This is a genomic window from Sphingomonas sp. 4RDLI-65, from assembly GCF_049472435.1.
Lineage (GTDB): Bacteria > Pseudomonadota > Alphaproteobacteria > Sphingomonadales > Sphingomonadaceae > Sphingomonas.
In genome coordinates, this window is sequence record NZ_JBCEBT010000001.1 from 16,518 (window position 1) to 34,863 (window position 18,346).

The window sequence follows — 18,346 nt, forward strand, 5'->3', positions numbered from 1 at the left end:
GCCATGGCGCGCGAGGATCCTGCGGGCTGGACGAGTCCCCACGCGCTGGCCCCCCAGGCGCTGGCGGAGGTGCGGCCGCAGGTCCGCGACCTACTGACCGCGGTGCCGGCGTTCGGCGTGCTGCCAGCGGGCGAACAGCAGCAGCTCGCGCGCGATATGGTCAAGGTGCTGTCGTACATCGCGGACCCGAATGCGGTGTCGCAAGCGGCCTCGCAGGCAGGCGTTGCCCCGCCCCCTCCCCCGACCTCGACCGCAATGGACCAAGCGTCGGGCGTCGCCAATTTCAAGAAGCTGACGAGCGGCCTGCCCCCTGCCGCCGGCGCGAACTTCAAGGCGGGCGCGACCGCGGCGGGGGTCGAGCAGTTCGGCAACCTGGTCGGCAAGGTCGATTTTCCGAAGTTCGTCGGCGGGCTGATCAAGAACGTCTTCCAGGCGATCGTCGAATCGTCGATGGAGCAGATGCGCGCGTACGGCGAACTGATCGCGAACGTCGCTAAGACCGTCGACCAATTCATGGACGACAATATCGGTGCAGGCGCAGGCCGCGATTACCTCGCCAACCGCTTCCCCGACGACCTGTCGGTCGAGGTCGACGGCAACGCCACGTCGTTCGCGGCCGGTGATGCGCCGCCGCCGACCGCCAAGCTGGTCACGACCGGCGACGACACCGAGGTCGCGCTCGCACGGATCAGCGCGGAGATGAATATCAACCCGCCGATCACCGACCTGTCCGACGCCAATGCCGAACTTCGCCTGGTCACCGCCGCACGGTTGCAGATGGCGCGGCAGCGGCAGCAATTGCTGTCGTCGATGGTGATGCTCGGGATCAACCGGATCGTCATCACCGATGGCTCGATCAACGCGAAGGTCGTGTTCGACATGCGCGCGAGCGACAGCGTCCAGCAATCGAACACCGCCTCTATGTACGACCGCGAAAGCTCGATGAACCGCAACGTCACCTCGGCCGGAGTCGCTGGCTGGGGTTTCGCTGCGGGTACGACGAACACCAACGTGCAGGAGCATGTCGCGACGGTCGGCTCGGCGGTCGACGAGAGCAGCGAGAGCAAGGCGGAGGTGAAGGCCAAGCTGTCGGGCGACGTCCGGGTGAACTTCAAGAGCGACTACCTGCCGCTCGAGAAGATGGCGACGCCCGAGATGATGAGCGTGATCCAGGGCAATTCGACGCCGTACAATCCTAATACGCCGAAAGCCCCGGCCGCGCCGGCCGCCGCACGATGACCGCCGCGCTATGACCAAGGCCAGCGCCTTTGCGAGCCCTCCGATCGAGACGATGCTCGACGAACTCGGGCGCGCGCAACGCCTCGTCGCGCAGGCGAGCAGCGTCGCGACCGCGCTTGCCGATTTCGGCCCCGATATCGGCATCGAGCTGCCGCCACCCAGCGCCGCGACCGCCGACGCCGCACAGCTGCGGGCGATCGCAGGGCTGTATTTCGCCGCCGAACTCGACGCCGCCGGGGTCATCGCCGCGGCCGAGGCCTTGGCGGGGTTGCACGGCGGCGGCGGGATGCCGTTCACGCTCGGCAGCGCGGCGGGCGACGTCGCGCAATTCTGGAGCGGACGCCACGATCGTGCCTCGCATGACGAGCGCGCTGCGGTGTTCGCCAGGCTGTTCGGGGCGGATACCGGAGTCGGCCCCGCGGATCATCCGGGAAATACCGATTTCCAGACCGACATGATCGAACTCGCGGAGGCGCTCTACAAGCTCGACGAACTGGGCGACGATCGCCAGTTCGGCGGTGTCGCGCAGCAGGCGCGCGTGCGCGGCGCGGCGGGGCGCGTGGTCGACGGGCTTGTCTCGGCTTCCAGCGGGCTGACCGTGTTCATGGCGGAGGATCTGCTGGCGACACTGAAACAGGCCTTCGCTATCTTCCGGCACGACGATCTGCGGATGGCGCTGCGCGCGCACGATCTGTGGGGGGCGGTCGCCTCGGCGATGCGGATCGCACGCCTGCCCGCGTCGTCGACCGCGCTGCATGCCAGTCGTGCCGGGGCTGGCATGACCGTGCTCGCCTGGCTTGCCGACGCCGCCGCGCATCTCGGCACGGGTGGCGGACCGCTGGTCGCGCTCGATCACCCAGTGATCGCCGCGGCGGTCGAATGGCTCGAGGTCTCGCTGAGGATCGGCGAGGCGGGGACGCCCGATACGCCTGCCCCCGGATCGCCCTACGCACAGGCCCCGTCCGCCAACGCGCGCCCGACCGTGGCGGCGCGCTCGCCCTGGGCGGCGATCGCCGGCTGACCGGCGCATGACGATCCACCTCACCTCGCCGACTCCCGAAGTGCGTGGTGCGGTGCGCGATGTGCTGACCGCGTCGGCCGACTTCCATGCGTTGCCGCCGGATGCCCGCCGCGAGATCGCCGGCGGCCTCGTCCAGGTCGCGCATACCGCGCGGGCGCTCGCCGACGAATCCGGCGCGCCACTTGCCACCGCGCAGGCGGGTGGCGCGGGTTCCGCGTTCTCGGGCGTCGCCACCGACAAGATCGCCTCGACGACCAAGGCGGTCCTCAACGCGGTGTCGTTCCCGCGGTTCGTGACAGAACTGATCACCGGCGTGTTCAAGGCGATGAACGATTCGAGCCAGCAGCAGATGCAGGCCTATGTCGAACTGATCCGCAACGTCGCCGCCAGCACCGAAGGCTTCGCCGATGCGCAGGTCGGCGTGGCCGGGGCTCGCGCGTGGCTGGCGGAGAAATTCCCGAACTTCACCGTCACCGGCGACGACGACGACACGAGCCCCGAAGACCGCGCGCGCATGACGCCCGAAGAGCGTGCCGAAGCTGCGGCGGACCGCGATCGATCGACGCGGCTCGCACTCGCGCCGGGCGCCTCGATGCCGAGTGAGGCGGCATTGCGCGCCGCGCTCGGGCTCGGCGCGGCGGAGTCGGTACCGAGCGGCAGTCCCGAGGGGCTGGTCAGCTTCGCGCGCGCGGCAATGGCGCGCAGCCGGCAGCAGATGCTCGCCTCGATGGTGATGATGGGGCTGCAACGGATCGTGATCGAGAGCGGGCGGATCAGTGCGGGCATGCGCTTCCACATCGACACGCGCAGCGCCGCCGACGACGATCGCGGCAGCAGTTTCGACACGCGCACCGAAGCCGCGGCCAGCGGCAGCTTCGGTTATGGCCCGTGGGGCGCATCGGCAAGCGTCAAGAGCACGATCGGCTTCGTCACCACCGAACAGACGCGGACTACCGAGGAGATCAACACCAGCGTCGACCTCAACTCCGCGGTCGAACTGGTCTTTCGCACCGACTACGTGCCGCTCTCGCGCCTCGCCGGCGGTGGCGACGTCGACCGGATCCGCGTCAACACGCTCAACCCTGCGGAAGAGGCACGGCTGGCGACCGCGGCGGATACCACCCGGTCGACGCGGGGCAGCGATGCCGACGATGCGCGGCGGACCAGCCTGTCCGCCCGGCTCGCGGCGCCCGCCGGATCGACGCTCACGGCCCCGCCGATTCCCCCACCGGCGGTCATACCGCCCGCCAGCCCGCCGCCACCACCAGCTCCACCTGCCGCCGTTCCACCTGCCGTCGTTCCCCCCGCTGCGGTTCCGCCCCCTGCCGTCCCCCCTGCGGCCGCCCCCCCGGCGGTCGTCCCCCCCGCCGCCGTTCCGCCCGCGCGCTCTCCAGCCGCGTCTGCTCGTCCCGCCCCCGCCCCCGCCCCCGCGCGCCGCGCCCCGGCGTCACGCGCGGAAACGGCGCACTGACCCGTCGACGAACGCGATTGCCCTTGCCCCCCGGTTGCGCCTAGCTTCGGCACATCGTCTCCGGAGCCTTTCGCCATGACCCTCAAACTCGCCCTTCTCGCCTCGATCGCGCTCGCCACCCCGGCGGTCGCGCAGACCCAGCCTGCCCCCGCGTCGATCGGCGGCGACATCCCGGCCAAGTTCGTCCCGCCGATCGCCAATCGCGATTACGTCAAGCGCGAGGTGATGATCCCGATGCGCGACGGCACCAGGCTCTACACCGTCATCGTCTATCCCAAGGGCGTGACCAACGCGCCGATCGTGCTGACGCGCACGCCCTATGACGCGAAGTCGCGCGCGAACCGGTCGGACAGTGCGAGCATCCTCGCGACGCTGCCGCTGGCCGACGAGATGTTTGTGAAAGCCGGCTACATCCGCGTCTATCAGGACGTTCGCGGCAAATATGGCTCCGAGGGCGACTATGTCGTCACGCGTCCGGTGATCGGTCCGCTAAACCCGACGAAAGTCGATCACGTCACCGACGCCTACGACACGATCGACTGGCTGGTGAACAAGGCGAACCTGCCCGAATCGAACGGCCGGGTCGGCATGATCGGGTCTTCGTACGAGGGCTTCACCGTCGTCATGGCGCTGCTCAACCCGCATCCCGCGCTCAAGGTCGCGGCCCCCGAGAGCCCGATGATCGACGGCTGGATGGGCGACGACTGGTTCCATTACGGCGCCTTCCGCCTCGCCAACATCGCCTGGCTCGGCGGCCAGACCGGCTACAAGGGCGCGGGGAAAGCCCCGCCGACCGGCGGCTACGACGATTACGAGAATTTTCGCGAGGTCGGCTCGGCTGGCGACTGGGCGAAGAAGTCAGGGTACGACCAGCTGCCCTATTGGCAGCGCATGGTCGCGCATCCCGCCTATGACGAATTCTGGCAGGGCCAGGCGCTCGACAAGCTGCTCGCCGCCAACCCGTCCAACGTGCCGACAATCTGGGAACAGGGGTTGTGGGACCAGGAGGACATGTACGGCGCGGTCACGTCGTGGGAAACGCTCAAGGCCAAGGGAAAGCTCGGCAACAACCATCTCGTGATGGGCCCGTGGCGGCACAGCCAGATCAACCGCGACGGCCGCAGTCTCGGCCCGTTCCAGTGGGATGGCGACACCGCGCAGCAATTCCGCGAGGACATGCTGCTCCCCTATTTCAACCAGTATCTGAAGGACGGCCCAGCCGTGACGCTGCCCGCCGCGGCGATCTACAACACCGGCGAGAACCACTGGGACAAGTTCGCCAGCTGGCCGCTTGCCTGCGAAACCGGGTGCGCCGCGCCGCTGAAGCCGATCTACCTCCAGGCCGGTGGCGCGCTCGGCTTCGGCACGGCGGCGAGCGGCGGTGACAGCTATGTCTCGGACCCCGCCAAGCCCGTGCCGCACCTGCCGCGCCCGGTGAACTTCGGCGACGGCCGCTGGGGCGACTGGCTGGTCAGCGACCAGCGCGGCGTCGATGGCCGGCCAGATGTAATGACCTACATCACCGAGGCGTTGACCACGCCAGTGCGCGTATCGGGCGCGCCGATCGCGGACATCTTCGCCAAGACGACCGGCACCGATGGCGATTTCGTCGTCAAGGTGATCGACGTCTATCCCGCCGAGAACGCGACCGATCCGAAGATGGGCGGCTACGAACTGCCGATCAGCCTCGACATCTTCCGCGGTCGCTATCGCGCAAGCTTTGCCAAGCCGAGCGCGATCCCGGCGGGCAAGGTGCAGGAATACAAGTTCCGCCTGCCGACCGTGAACCATGTCTTCCAGCCCGGCCACAAGATCATGATCCAGGTCCAGTCGAGCCTGTTCCCGCTCTACGACCGCAACCCGCAAACCTATGTGCCCAACATCTTCCTGGCGAAGAAGGCGGACTACAAGGCGGCGACGGTGACGATCCTGCGCGGCGGGCCGTCGGCGAGCGCGGTGTGGCTGCCGGTGGTGCCGCTCGATCAGTCCGCCGCGATGGTAAAATAGGCGGCGGCGCGTCGTCGTGCCGTCTGCGTGGCGATCGAATGCGCAGACTGCGCCTGACGTGGGAGGGGCCGGTTTATCAGGCACGGGGAGTCTGTTTCCCCGCGAAGGCGGGGACCCAGTCTGGGCTCCCGCCTTCGCGGGAGAACAAAATGTGCGAACAGAATGGCACTGACAGTGCCCTCATCGCCTTTTGTCCACCAAAGACCTTAGACATGTTGTATCATAACGCTTGACGCTCGGCCCGCGCATCGGCCACACGCCCGGCTCGCATACCGGGAGTTATCGCGTGCCAGACCAGACCCCGCCGTCGATCGTCATCGACGACGTCACCCTCGCTTATGGAGCGCACCGCGTGCTCGACCGGCTGTCGTTGCGCGTCGCACCGGGGAGCATTTATGCGCTGCTCGGCGGCAACGGCGCGGGCAAGTCGACCACCTTGTCGACGCTGCTCGGCTTCGTCGCGCCGCAATCGGGGCTCGTCCGGGTCGCGGGGATCGACCCCGCCGCCGACCCCGACACCGCCCGCCGCCGGGTCGCGTACCTGCCCGAGAACGTCGCGCTGTACGAGCATTTGAGCGCGGTCGAGAACGCCGATTACCTGCTCGCGCTGTCGGGCGAACCGCAACCGCGCGAGGCGATCGTTGCGGCGTTCGCAGCAGCCGGCTTGCAGGAACGCGCCTGGGACCAGCGGCTCGGCGGGTTCTCGAAGGGCATGCGCCAGAAGGTCGCGATCGCCGTCGCGCTGCTGCGCGCGGTGCCGGTGCTGCTGCTCGACGAGCCGACCTCGGGCCTCGATCCACGCGCGACCGCCGACTTCAACCGGCTGGTCGGCGATGTCCGCAACCGCGGCACGGCGGTCCTGATGGTGACGCACGACCTGCTCAGCGCGGTCGACGTCGCCGACCGGATCGGCTTTCTCGATGGCGGCCGGATCGTCGAGGAGGTCGTCGCGACCGGTCCGGACCGGTTCGACATCCGCGCGCTCCACGCGCGCTTCGCCGCGCCTGCGGACCCGGTCGCATGAGCCCGCTACGGCTGATCGCCCGCGACGAGCTCCGGTTGATGGTGCGCAACCGCGTCGCCCTCATCGCGCTCGGCCTGATCCTGATCCTCACGATCGTCGCGATCGCCACCGCCTGGACGCACCAGCGAGGCATCGCCGACCAGCGCGCGCGGCACCAGGCCGCCGCCACCGCCGCGTTCGAGGCGCAGCCCGATCGCCATCCGCACCGCGTCGTCCATTACGGCCACTTCATCTTCCGCCCGCTCGGGCCGCTCGCCGCGTTCGATCCCGGCGTCGACGCCTTCACCGGCAGCAGCATGTTCCTCGAAGGCCACCGCCAGAACACCGCCAATTTCGGCGACGTCCGTCAGAGCTCGCTGCTCGTCCGCTTCGGCCAGCTCACCCCCGCCTTCGTGCTGCAGGCGGTCGCGCCGTTGTTGCTGATCTTCCTCGGCTACGGCGTCGTCGCGCGCGAGACCGAACGCGGCACGCTGCGCCCGCTGATGCTCCAGGGCGCCACGCGCGCGCAGATCGTCGGCGGCAAGCTGCTCGCGCTGGGCGGGCTGGCGCTGCTGGTCGGCCTGCCGGCGATGATCGGGCTCGGGCTGATCGCCGGGCAGCCGGGTGCGCTCGCCACACCGATCGCGACGCTTGCGCTGGGCTATGCCACGTATCTCGCTTTGTGGACGGTCGGGATCGTCGCGATCTCGGCGCTCGTCCGCCGTCGTCGCGACGCGTTGCTGGCGTTGCTGGCGGTGTGGACGGTCACCGTCGTGCTGCTGCCGCGGGTCGCGCCCGACATCGCGAACCAGGCCTATCCGCTCGCCAATCGCCTGCAGACCGACGTCGGCATCGCGCGCGACCTGCGGGCGATGGGTGACAGCCACGATCCGAACGACCCGCATTTCGCCGCGTTCAAGCAGGCGACGCTCAAGCGTTACGGCGTGTCGCGCGTCGAGGATCTGCCGGTCAACTACAAGGGCGTGCTCGCGCTCGAGGGCGAACGCCTGAGTACCGAATTATTCGACCGCTATACGACCGAGAGCTTTGCCGCGCAGGCGAAGCAGACCGCCCTAGTCGATGCGATCGGCCTGCTGAGCCCGACGATCGCGCTACGCTCGCTGTCGATGGCGGCGGCGGGGACCGATCTGGCGGGACACCGCCGTTTCCTCGATCAGGCCGAGGCGTATCGTTACGCGCTCGTCCAGCGGCTCAACGCGCTCGAACAGGATGCGGTGAGCTATGCCGACGACACCGCGGTCGATGCCGGTGCAGATCGTCGCAAGCGTGTCGACGCCGCCAACTGGCGCGCGTTGCCGGCATTCACCTTCCATGCCCCCGATGGCGCGAAGCTCGCGCGGTCGGCACTGCCCGGCCTTGCGGTCGTGGTCGCGTGGCTGGTCGCCGCGACGCTCGTGCTGACGATCGCGACACGACGGATGGGGGCACGCTGATGCGGATCTGGGCTTACGAGGCGCGGCTGTTGCTCCGCTCGAAACTGGCGGCGTTCGCGCTGCTGCTGCTCGCCGCGCTGACGATCGGCGCGGTCGTCGCCGGCATGGCCGAAGTCTCGCGCCAGCGCGCTGCGATCGCCCGGATCGCGCCGGCGCAGGCCGAGGACATCGGTGCGATCGCCGACTGGGTCGTGAAAACGAAGGACGCGGGCAGCGCTGGCTATTACACCTTCCACGCGACCTGGGACGCCCCCTCGCCGCTCGCCTTCGCGGCGATCGGCATGCGCGACGTCGCACCGTACATCCTCCGCATCCGCGCGCTCGGGCTGGAGGCACAATTGTACGACGGCGACACCTTCAATCCCGAGCTCGCGCTGCCGGGACGGTTCGACTTCGCGTTCGTGCTCGTGTTCCTGTCGCCACTGTTCGTGATCGCGCTGTTCCACGATCTCGTATCGGGCGAGCGCGAGGCAGGGCGTGCAAGGATGCTCGCGGCGTTGCCGGGGACGCAGCGGCGGCTGTGGCTGCGACGCGGCGCGCTCCGGTTCGCGCTGGTCTTCGCAGGGCTCGGCCTGCCGTTCGTGGCAGGCGCGATCCTGTCGGGCGCAGCAGTGATGCCAGTGCTCGCGATTCTCGGCCTCACCGCCGCGTACCTGCTGTTCTGGACCGTACTGGCGGTGCTGGTCGCGCGGACCGGCATGGGGTCGGTCGCCAATGCGGCGGCGCTGGCGGCGGCGTGGTTGGTGCTGGTGCTGGTAGTGCCGACGCTCGCCAACGTCGTGGTCGACCGCGCGATCCCAGTCGACCAGGGTGCCGACATCGCGCTCGCCCAGCGAGACCGCGTCAACGGCGCCTGGGACATTCCGCGCGAAGACACGATGCGGCTTTTCTATGCACACCATCCGCAATGGGCGGACTCGCCGCCGCTGCCGACCGGCTTCCATTACAAATGGTATTTCGCGTTCCATCAGGTCGGCGACGAGAGCGTCGCGGACCAGGCGCGGGCCTATCGCGCCGGGCTGGAGAAACGCTCCTCCGCCGCCAGCGCGCTCGGCTGGGTCCTGCCGTCGGTAGGAATCCAGGCGCTGCTGACGCGAATCGCTGGTACCGACCTCGCCGCACAGCTCGCTTATCAGGACCGGATTCGCGCCTATCATCGCCGTTTGCGCGAATTCTACTACGGCTACCTGTTCCGCGACCGCCCGTTCGACCGGGCGGACTTCGCAAAAACACCGCAATTCAAGGACTCATGAGACCGCCATGTCACCGCGCCGGATGTGCTTTACAATGGCAATACACCTGATAGCTTGAACCCTTGATAAGGGGGTCTCCAAATGCTCGAACTCGCCAACGTCACGCATGTCTACGCCAACGGGACGCGCGCGCTCGACGACGTCAGCCTGAGCATCCCCAACGGGATGTTCGGGCTGCTCGGCCCCAACGGTGCAGGCAAGTCGACGCTGATGCGCACCGTCGCGACCTTGCAGACCCCAACCTCCGGCACGATCCGGTTCGGCGCCATCGACGTGATCGCCAATCCGGAAGCGCTGCGCGAGACGCTCGGCTATCTCCCGCAGGATTTCGGCGTCTATCCGCGCGTGTCCGCCTACGACATGCTCGATCACATGGCGGTGCTGAAGGGCATCGCCTCGGCGCGCGAGCGCAAGGAGACGGTCGAGACGCTGCTCAACCAGACCAACCTCTGGAGCGTCCGCAAGAAGGCGATCGCCGGGTTCTCGGGCGGGATGCGCCAGCGGTTCGGGATCGCGCAGGCGCTGATCGGCAATCCCGCGCTGATCATCGTCGACGAACCGACCGCCGGGCTCGACCCCGAGGAGCGCAACCGTTTCCTCAACCTGCTGGCCGAGATCGGCGAGAACGTCGTCGTGATCCTGTCGACGCATATCGTCGAGGACGTCGCCGACCTGTGCCCGCGGATGGCGGTGCTCGCCGCCGGCCGGATCCAGCTCGAAGGCGCGCCGCTCGACCTGATCGAACGCACGCGAGGCCATGTCTGGGCAAAGACGATCGGCCGCGACGAACTCGACGAGGCGAAACTGCGCTACGAGGTGATCTCGACGCGACTGTTCGCGGGGCGGACGATCATCCACATCCTGTCGCCCGACGATCCCGGTGACGGCTTCGCCGCCGCGCATGGCGGGCTGGAAGACGTGTATTTCTCGACGCTTGCCCGCTCGCGGCGGGTTCCCGCAGCGGCTCCCTCTGATCAAGCCGTCGCCGCCTGATGTTCGGCCAGATCGCGCGCTTCGAGCTGCGCTACCAACTGCGCAACCCGGTCTTCTGGACCGTCGCGATCCTGTTCTTCCTGCTGAGCTTCGGCTCGGTCACGATCGAGCAGATCCAGATCGGCAGCGGCGCGAACATCCACAAGAACGCCCCTGTCGCGATCGCGCAGGTCCATATGATCATGTCGCTGTTCTTCATGTTCGTGACGACCGCGTTCGTCGCCAACGTGATCGTCCGCGACGACGAGAGCGGGTTCGGGCCAATGGTGCGATCGACCCGCGTCACCAAGTTCGACTACCTCACGGCGCGCTTCCTCGGCGCGTTCGGTGCCGCCGCACTCGCCTTCACCGCGATCCCGCTGGCGATCTGGTTCGGGTCGCTGATGCCGTGGGTCGATGCCGAAACGCTCGGGCCGAACCGGCTGCACGATTACGCCTATGCCTATTTCCTGCTCGCGCTGCCCAACGTCTTCCTGACCTCGGCGATCTTCTTCGCGGTGGCGACGATGACGCGGTCGATGATGTACAGCTATCTCGGCGTCGTCGTCTTCCTGATGCTGTATCTGGTGATCACCGCGGTGCTGCGCGCAAAGCCCGAATGGCGGCCGGTCGGCAGCTATTTCGAGCTGTTCGGGCTCGGCGCGTTCGGCACCATCACGCGCTATTATACCGCGAGCGAGGCCAATGCCGGCCTGCCGCCATTCGCGGGCGTGCTGCTGTGGAACCGCGTGCTGGTGATCGCGGTCGGGTTCGTCGCGATCGGTATCGCCTATGCGCGCTTCACCTTCGCCGAACGCGGCGTCTCCAAACGCAAACTGCGCAAGCAACAGCGCACCGTCGCCAAGCTCGCCGCGACGCCGCCGCTGCTGGTCGACCGCCTGCCGCCCGCACGACCCGCTGCCGCCACCTGGACGCGGCTGCTGGCGCGATGCAAGTTCGAGATGGCGCTGGTGTTTCGCAGCCCGGCCTTCCTCGTGCTGCTGCTGGTCGGGCTGTTCAACACGCTCGGCGGGCTGTTGTTCGCCAACGAACTGTACGGCACGCCGATCCGCCAGCTGACCTTCGCGGTGATCGGCACGCTGGAGGGCAGCTTCAGCATCATCCCGCTGATCATCGCGATCTATTATTCGGGCGAACTCGTCTGGCGCGACCGCGAGCGCGGCATGCACGAGATCGTCGACGCGACCCCGCTGCCCAACTGGGCCTATCTGATTCCGAAGGTGCTGGCGATCACCGGCGTGTTGTTCGCGACCGTGGTGATGGCGGTCGTCACCGCCTGCGTGATCCAGCTCGCGCGCGGCCAGACCGATCTGGCGCTCGGCGAGTATCTGATGTGGTGGGTGCTGCCGATGACCGTCGACGCGGTGATCCTCGCGGTCCTCGCCGTGCTGGTCCAGGCGCTCAGCCCGAACAAATATATCGGCTGGGCGATCATGGTGCTCTACCTCGTCGGCACGATCACGCTCGTCAACATGGGCTTCGAACACCCGCTCTATCAATATGGCAGCACCGGCACGGTGACGTTGTCGGACATGAACGGCGCCGAGGTGGGCGGTCCGCGCGAATGGTGGCTGCGGCTGTATTGGGGGTCGGTCGCGCTCGGGCTGAGCGTGTTCGCGCACCTGCTCTGGCGGCGCGGCACCGAGACGCGGCTCAAGGTCCGTATCGCGCAAGTGCCGCGTCGCCTGCTCGGCACGCCCGGCGCGGTCCTGGCGGGCGCGCTGCTCGTCGCGGTCGCGACCGGCGCGTATCTCTATCACCAGATGGACGTGCTCAACGTCTATCGCACCAAGCAGGACGCCGACGCACGCCTTGCGACCTACGAGAAGAAATACCTCCGATATGCCCGCGTGAAACAGCCGACCGTCACCGACATGCGGCTGAACGTCGCGCTCTATCCCGACCAGCGGCGGCTCGAGGCGAACGGCACCTACGCCTTTATCAATGATACCGGCGCGCCGGTCCGCGACCTCCATGTCCGCCTGCCCGACGAGAAGACGCGGCTCGGCGACGTCACGATCCCCGGCGCGACGCTGGCGATGAACGACGCCGACCTGCAATACCGCATCTACCGGTTCGCGACCCCGCTCGCCCCCGGCGCCCGCGGCACGCTGACCTTCCACGCCAGCCGCTGGCAGCACGGCCTGGTCGCCAACAACGACGACACCCGGGTCGTCGGCAATGGGTCGTTCCTCCAGAACGCGGAATTCTCGCCGCAGATCGGCATGAGCCGCGACGGCCTGCTCCAGGATCGCGCCAAGCGTCGCAAATACGGCCTGACGCCCGAACTCCGACCCGCCAAGCTCGAGGACCGGTCGGCGCAGGACCGCAACCTCATCGGCAACGCGCCCTGGGTCCGCTCCGACATCACCCTGTCGACGCTGGCGAGCCAGGTGCCGATCGCGCCCGGGCGTAAAGTGGCAGACTCGGTCGCGGACGGCCGTCGCACCGCGCGGTTCGTCTCGACCGTGCCGATCCTCGCCTTCTTCTCGGTCCAGTCCGCCGCCTACGCGCAGAAGAGCCGCACCGCCGACGGCACCGATCTCAGCGTGTTCTACGATCCCCAGCACGCGTTCAACGTCGACCGGATGCTCGACGCGATGCAGCGCTCGCTCGCCTATTACCGCGCCAATTTCGGGCCGTATCAGTTCGACTATGCCCGCATCCTCGAATATCCGGGCTATGCGAGTTATGCGCAGGCGTTCGCGGGCACGATCCCCTATTCGGAGCGGCTCGGCTTCATCGCCGACAACCGCGATCCGACGAAGATAGACTATATCGGCTACATCACCGCGCACGAACTGGGCCACCAATATTGGGGCCACCAGCTCGTCAGCGCGGACATGCAGGGCGGCTCGATGCTGGTCGAGACGATGGCGCAATACTCCGCGCTGATGGTGATGAAGCACCAATATGGCGACGACAAGATCCGCCGCTTCCTGAAATACGAGCTCGACAGCTACCTCCGCTCGCGGGGCGGCGAGGTGATCGAGGAAGTGCCGCTCGACCGGGTCGAGAACCAGGGGTACATCCATTACCGCAAGGGCTCGCTGGTGATGTACCTTCTCCAGGACAGGCTCGGCGAGGCACGCGTCAACGCGATGCTGCGCGGCCTGCTCGCGCGCTATCGGTTCAAGGGCAAGCCCTATCCGCGCTCGCTCGACCTGGTCGAGGGTTTCCTGTCGCTCGCGCGTACGCCGGCGGAAAGGGCGCTCGTGCTCGACCTGCTCGACCGGATCACGATCTACGGCCTGAAGACGACCGCGGCGACGACCCGCAAGCTGCCGGACGGACGCTACGAAACGCTCCTGACGATCGACGCCAGCAAGGTCTACGCCAATGGCCAAGGCGTCGAGAAGGCCGCGCCGTTGCAGGACACGATCGACGTCGGTGTCTTCGACCAGCGTCCCGGCCTCGGCAGCTTCGCGCTACGCGACGTGATCCTCAAGGAGCGTCGACCTATCGTGTCGGGGATGCAGACCCTCCGGATCGTCACGAAACGCAAGCCCGCCTTCGCCGGCGTCGATCCGTACAACATGTACGTGGATCGCAACGGCGACGACAATGTCGTCGCGGTCACCGGAGGATGATGCGCGCCGGGGGCGGTCGTCGTTCGGAGTTGTAGGGTCACGACAGCCCAAGAACGCGCAGCGGCCCCTCGGCTTGGCTGGCACCCATCATACTCGTCCCATTCACCTCCCCGGCGGAGGCCGGGGTCCAATTGGGAAGGTCTTCGTAACTCGGCGCTGTGTCAGCCAACAAGGCTCTCCCAATTGGACCCCGGCTTTCGCCGGGGAGGAGCCAAACCTATCGGATACACGCTGCCCAAAGGTTGAAGGTAATCCAATGATTTGCTTGAAACACCACACACCCGACGCACGTCGGCTGCCATCCCATTCCGGATGCGCTATTTTTTGCAACGCATAGTGCAAGTCATTGTAGTGGATCGGTAGGGTAAGCGCGGGCATGATGCTGACGATGTCGCGACCTGGCCCTCCTCTCTTCGATCAGCCTTGCCGCGTGTCACGTGCGCCGACGAGTGATGCATGCGGGCCCCTCGGGTGACGATCATCACGGCATTGCGTCACCTTCTGCGCCAATTCCACATTCAGCGGGTCGACACCCCAGCCACCCCAGATCCGTGCAACCGCACCGCACTCCCCCGCACACGATCTGAGATCGTCCAGGCTGCAGCTCTGCTGGACCTGACCATCCCCGACGCCTGCCTGCCTGGAGTCGAGGCGAACCTTGCCTTGCTCGACAGCCACGCAGACATTTTGCTGCATCCTGCTCGACGAGGCGATCAGTGAGGCGCGCGCTCGACATCGCCGACGACGTCCGCGCAGGACGCGTCACCGCCACCGAGATCGTCGAGCGCTGCCTGACTGGCTTGCGCGCCGGCAACGACCGGCTTTGCGCAGTTACGCACATCCTCGAAGACCGCGCCCGCGCCGATGCCGCGAAAGTCGATATCGCCATCGCTGCGGGCCGCGATCCGGGGCCTCTCGCTGGCGTACCGTACGGCGTGAAGGACCTGTTCGACGTTGCCGGGCGGCCCACCACCGCGGGATCCGCCCTGTATGCCGACGCTGCGCCTGCACAAACCGATGCCGAAGCGATCCGCCGGCTGCGCGATGCCGGCGCGGTGTTGGTCGCGACGCTCAACATGGACGAATTCGCCTACGGGTTCGCGACGATCAACGCGCGGCATGGCACCACGCGCAATCCGCACGACCCCGATCGGTTGGCGGGCGGGTCGTCGGGCGGATCGGCGGCGATCGTCGCGGCGGGCTTGCTGCCGTTCGCGCTGGGGTCGGACACCAACGGATCGATCCGGGTGCCGGCCAGCCTGACGGGCGTCTACGGTGTCAAACCGACGCACGGCGATTTGCCGATGGCCGGCGTGTTCCCGTTTGCCGAGAGCTTCGACGACATCGGTCCGTTCGCCACCTCGGTCGCGGATATCCGATGCATTCATAGCGTGTTGCAAGGCGCTTCGCCCACCAATGCCGAGGATCGCAAGGTCCGGGTCGCGCAACTCGGCGGACGGTTTCTCGAAAACGCGGACCTCGATCTGCGCGCCGCAATTATTGAGATCGCCCCCGATGGAGCGGTGCTGGAACTGCCCGATATCGCTCGCGCAAGGTCGGCCGCGTTCCTGATTACAGCGTATGAAGGCGGCACGCTGCACCGCGCCGCGCTCGCGGCGAACGCGATGATGTTCGGCCCGGCGACCCGCGACCGGCTGATCGCGGGCACGCTGATCCCGCGCTCGCTCTACGATGCCGCCCAGGAGTTTCGTCTGTCTTTCAAGGCAATGGTCACCGATCTTGTCGCGGAGTATGATATCCTGCTCGGCCCGGCGACCCCGTGCGTGGCACCGCTTGTGGAAGACCCGCGAATCCTGATCGATGGCGTGATGAAGCCCGCGCGCTCGGATCTCGGCATCCACACGCAGCCGATCAGCTTTACCGGCCTGCCCTCGCTGTCCGTGCCGCTGCGCAGGCCGGGGCGACTACCGCTCGGGCTGCAACTGATCGGGCGGCCGAATGGGGAATCGACGCTGTTCCAATTCGCCGCCATGCTGGAAGCCAAGGGGGTGATCGGAACGTCTCCCCCGCCTGATTATCGGGGGCCGGACTATCGGGGGCCAAGCTATCGGGGGATAGAGACATGACGACCGCAACGGGCCGGCTCGACCGGTATTTCAGCCTCACCGAACGCGGCACGTCCGCGCGCACCGAAGTGCTGGCGGGCTTCACCACCTTCCTGACGATGGCGTATATCGTGCTCGTCAACCCGGCGATCCTCGGTCAGGCGGGCATGCCGATCGCCTCCGTTGCCGCCGCGACCTGCTTTGCCGCCGCGTTCGGCTCGATCCTGATGGGGTTCGTCGCCAACACGCCGCTGGCACTCGCGCCGGGCATGGGGCTCAACGCGTATTTCAGCTTCACGGTGGTGCAGCAGATGGGTGTGCCATGGCCCGTCGCGCTGGCTTGCGTGTTCCTCTCGGGCGTCGCCTTCCTGATCCTCACGCTCACCGGCGTACGGCAGCTGATCGTTGCCGTGATCCCGATGCACCTGTTCGCCGCGGTCGCAGGCGGCATCGGCCTGTTCATCGGCTTTATCGGCCTGAAGAACGCCGGCATCGTCGTCGCCAACCCCGCCACCTTCGTGGCGCTCGGCGACCTGAAGGCGCCCGGTGCCGCACTCGCGCTGTTCGGCCTGCTCCTGATCGCGACGCTCAGTGTGTGGAAGGTGCGCGGGGCGATGCTGATCGGGATCGTCGCGACCACCTTGGTCGCCTGGATATTCGGCCAGGTCACGGTGACACCCGCGCCGTACAGCCTGTCCGCGCTCACCGGCACCGCGTTCGCGCTCGACCTGCCGGGCGTGTTCGGGCTGACCGGCAGCCACGGGCTCGGCCTGCTCGAAATCCTGTTCGTGTTCCTGTTCGTCGACCTGTTCGACAATATCGGCACGCTCGTCGCGGTTACCAAGCGCGCTGGGCTGATGGACGCGGCGGGCCGCATCCCCGGCCTCAACCGCATCCTGATGGCGGACGCCGCCGCGACGATCGTAGGCTCGATGGCGGGCACCAGCACCGTCACTAGCTATGTCGAGAGCGCGGCGGGCGTGCAGGAGGGCGGCCGCACCGGGCTGACCGCGATCGTCACCGGCGTGCTGTTCCTGCTGACGATGTTCGTCGCCCCCTATGCGCAGATCGTCCCGCTCGCGGCGACCGCACCGGCGCTGATCATCGTCGGCGGGCTGATGCTGTTGCCGCTGACCGAGGTCGAGTGGGAGGATCCGCAGGCGGCGATCCCAGCGTTCCTGACGGTGGCGATGATCCCGCTGACCTTCTCGATCGCCAACGGCCTCGCCTTCGGGATCACAGCGCACGCCGCGCTGAAACTGCTGCGCGGACAGGCGACCGGCAAGGACTGGTTCCTGTTCCTGCTCGCCGGGCTGTTCGTGGTCCGCTTCGTCTGGATGAGTGCCGCCGCATGAAAATCTGTCTTGCCCTGCTCGCTATCATCGCCTCGCCTGCGATCGCGAAACCGCTCGATCGGACACCGCGCACCGTCGTGATGACCGCCTTCGCACCCGAATGGGAGTCGCTCGCGCATTCGATCGACAAGCCCAAGACGTACAAGCTCAATGGCCTGACGTTCCTCACCGGCACGATGGCAGGCAAGCCCGTACTGCTGATGCAAAGCGGCGTCAGCATGGTGAACGCGGCGATGAACACGCAGCTCGTGCTCGATCGCTTCACGGTCCGGCGCATCGTGTTCTCCGGAATAGCCGGCGGCGTCGATCCGGGCCTGTCGATCGGCGACGTCGTGGTCCCCGATCACTGGGCGCAATATCTCGAAGTCTCGTTCGCGCGCAAAGCCGGCGAAGGCTGGACGCCGCCCGAACCGGCCGATGCGGATGCCCCGAAAAATTACGGCATGATGTTCCCGCGCGGCGTCCGCGTCGGCAATGCCGCCGAGCCGGCACGCCGTCATTACGCCTTCCCGGTCGATCCGGCGATGCTCGCGCTGGCGCGGAAAGTCGCCACCGACGTGACGCTGCGCCGGTGCGTCACCCAGCAGGCCTGCCTTACCGAAACGCCCAAGATCGTCGTCGGTGGCACCGGAGTCAGCGCAGGCGTCTATGCCGACAACGCCGAATTTCGCAGCTATCTCTCGCAGACCTACAAGGCGCCCGTGCTCGACATGGAAAGCGCCGCGGTCGCCCAGGTCGCCTATGCCAACGCCGTCCCGGTGATCGTCTTCCGCAGCCTCTCGGATCTCGCGGGGGGCGATGCCGGCGCGAACCAGATGACGGTCTTCATGACGTTGGCCGCATCGAATTCCGCCGACGTCGTCCGCGCGTTCGTCGCAGCGTTGCCGAACTGAG

The 18,346-nt window shown here is 67.5% G+C and carries 13 protein-coding genes; all 13 read left to right on the forward strand.

Annotation, left to right across the window (positions count from 1 at the left end):
• The first annotated feature begins 3 nt into the window (after window positions 1-3).
• Window positions 4-1,239: a hypothetical protein gene (locus tag VH567_RS00070; RefSeq protein ID WP_423322181.1), complete on the forward strand. Its 1,236-nt coding sequence runs from the start codon at window positions 4-6 to the stop codon at window positions 1,237-1,239.
• A 10-nt stretch (window positions 1,240-1,249) separates the two neighbouring features.
• Window positions 1,250-2,260, forward strand: coding sequence for a hypothetical protein (locus VH567_RS00075; RefSeq protein ID WP_423322182.1), 1,011 nt, complete (start codon window positions 1,250-1,252; stop codon window positions 2,258-2,260).
• Window positions 2,261-2,267: 7 nt separating this feature from the next.
• Window positions 2,268-3,731 carry a hypothetical protein gene (locus VH567_RS00080; protein ID WP_423322183.1) on the forward strand — a complete coding sequence of 488 codons (1,464 nt, stop codon included), beginning with the start codon at window positions 2,268-2,270 and terminating at the stop codon, window positions 3,729-3,731.
• 75 nt (window positions 3,732-3,806) lie between these two features.
• Window positions 3,807-5,738 carry a CocE/NonD family hydrolase gene (locus VH567_RS00085; RefSeq protein ID WP_423322184.1) on the forward strand — a complete coding sequence of 644 codons (1,932 nt, stop codon included), beginning with the start codon at window positions 3,807-3,809 and terminating at the stop codon, window positions 5,736-5,738.
• A 286-nt stretch (window positions 5,739-6,024) separates the two neighbouring features.
• Complete coding sequence (locus VH567_RS00090) at window positions 6,025-6,762, forward strand: ABC transporter ATP-binding protein (RefSeq protein ID WP_423322185.1); 738 nt, start codon at window positions 6,025-6,027, stop codon at window positions 6,760-6,762.
• Window positions 6,759-8,195, forward strand: a complete 1,437-nt coding sequence (locus VH567_RS00095) for a DUF3526 domain-containing protein (RefSeq protein WP_423322186.1) — start codon at window positions 6,759-6,761, stop codon at window positions 8,193-8,195. Before VH567_RS00090 ends, VH567_RS00095 begins: the two co-directional genes overlap by 4 nt.
• On the forward strand, window positions 8,195-9,448 hold the full coding sequence (locus VH567_RS00100; RefSeq protein WP_423322187.1) for an ABC transporter permease: 1,254 nt from the start codon (window positions 8,195-8,197) through the stop codon (window positions 9,446-9,448). The genes VH567_RS00095 and VH567_RS00100 overlap by 1 nt, the downstream gene beginning before the upstream one ends.
• Window positions 9,449-9,529: 81 nt before the next feature.
• Window positions 9,530-10,441, forward strand: coding sequence for an ABC transporter ATP-binding protein (locus tag VH567_RS00105; RefSeq protein ID WP_423322188.1), 912 nt, complete (start codon window positions 9,530-9,532; stop codon window positions 10,439-10,441).
• Entirely contained in the window at window positions 10,441-14,031 is a 3,591-nt protein-coding gene (locus VH567_RS00110; RefSeq protein ID WP_423322189.1) for a M1 family aminopeptidase, read from the forward strand. The genes VH567_RS00105 and VH567_RS00110 overlap by 1 nt, the downstream gene beginning before the upstream one ends.
• Before the next feature lie 471 nt (window positions 14,032-14,502).
• Window positions 14,503-14,751, forward strand: coding sequence for an AtzG-like protein (locus VH567_RS00115; protein WP_423322190.1), 249 nt, complete (start codon window positions 14,503-14,505; stop codon window positions 14,749-14,751).
• Window positions 14,748-16,118: an AtzE family amidohydrolase gene (locus VH567_RS00120; protein WP_423322191.1), complete on the forward strand. Its 1,371-nt coding sequence runs from the start codon at window positions 14,748-14,750 to the stop codon at window positions 16,116-16,118. The genes VH567_RS00115 and VH567_RS00120 overlap by 4 nt, the downstream gene beginning before the upstream one ends.
• Window positions 16,115-17,452 carry an NCS2 family permease gene (locus VH567_RS00125; protein WP_423322192.1) on the forward strand — a complete coding sequence of 446 codons (1,338 nt, stop codon included), beginning with the start codon at window positions 16,115-16,117 and terminating at the stop codon, window positions 17,450-17,452. Before VH567_RS00120 ends, VH567_RS00125 begins: the two co-directional genes overlap by 4 nt.
• A complete protein-coding gene (locus tag VH567_RS00130; RefSeq protein WP_423322193.1) occupies window positions 17,449-18,345 on the forward strand; it encodes a 5'-methylthioadenosine/S-adenosylhomocysteine nucleosidase in 897 nt (298 codons plus the stop codon). Before VH567_RS00125 ends, VH567_RS00130 begins: the two co-directional genes overlap by 4 nt.
• Window position 18,346: the final 1 nt, after the last annotated feature.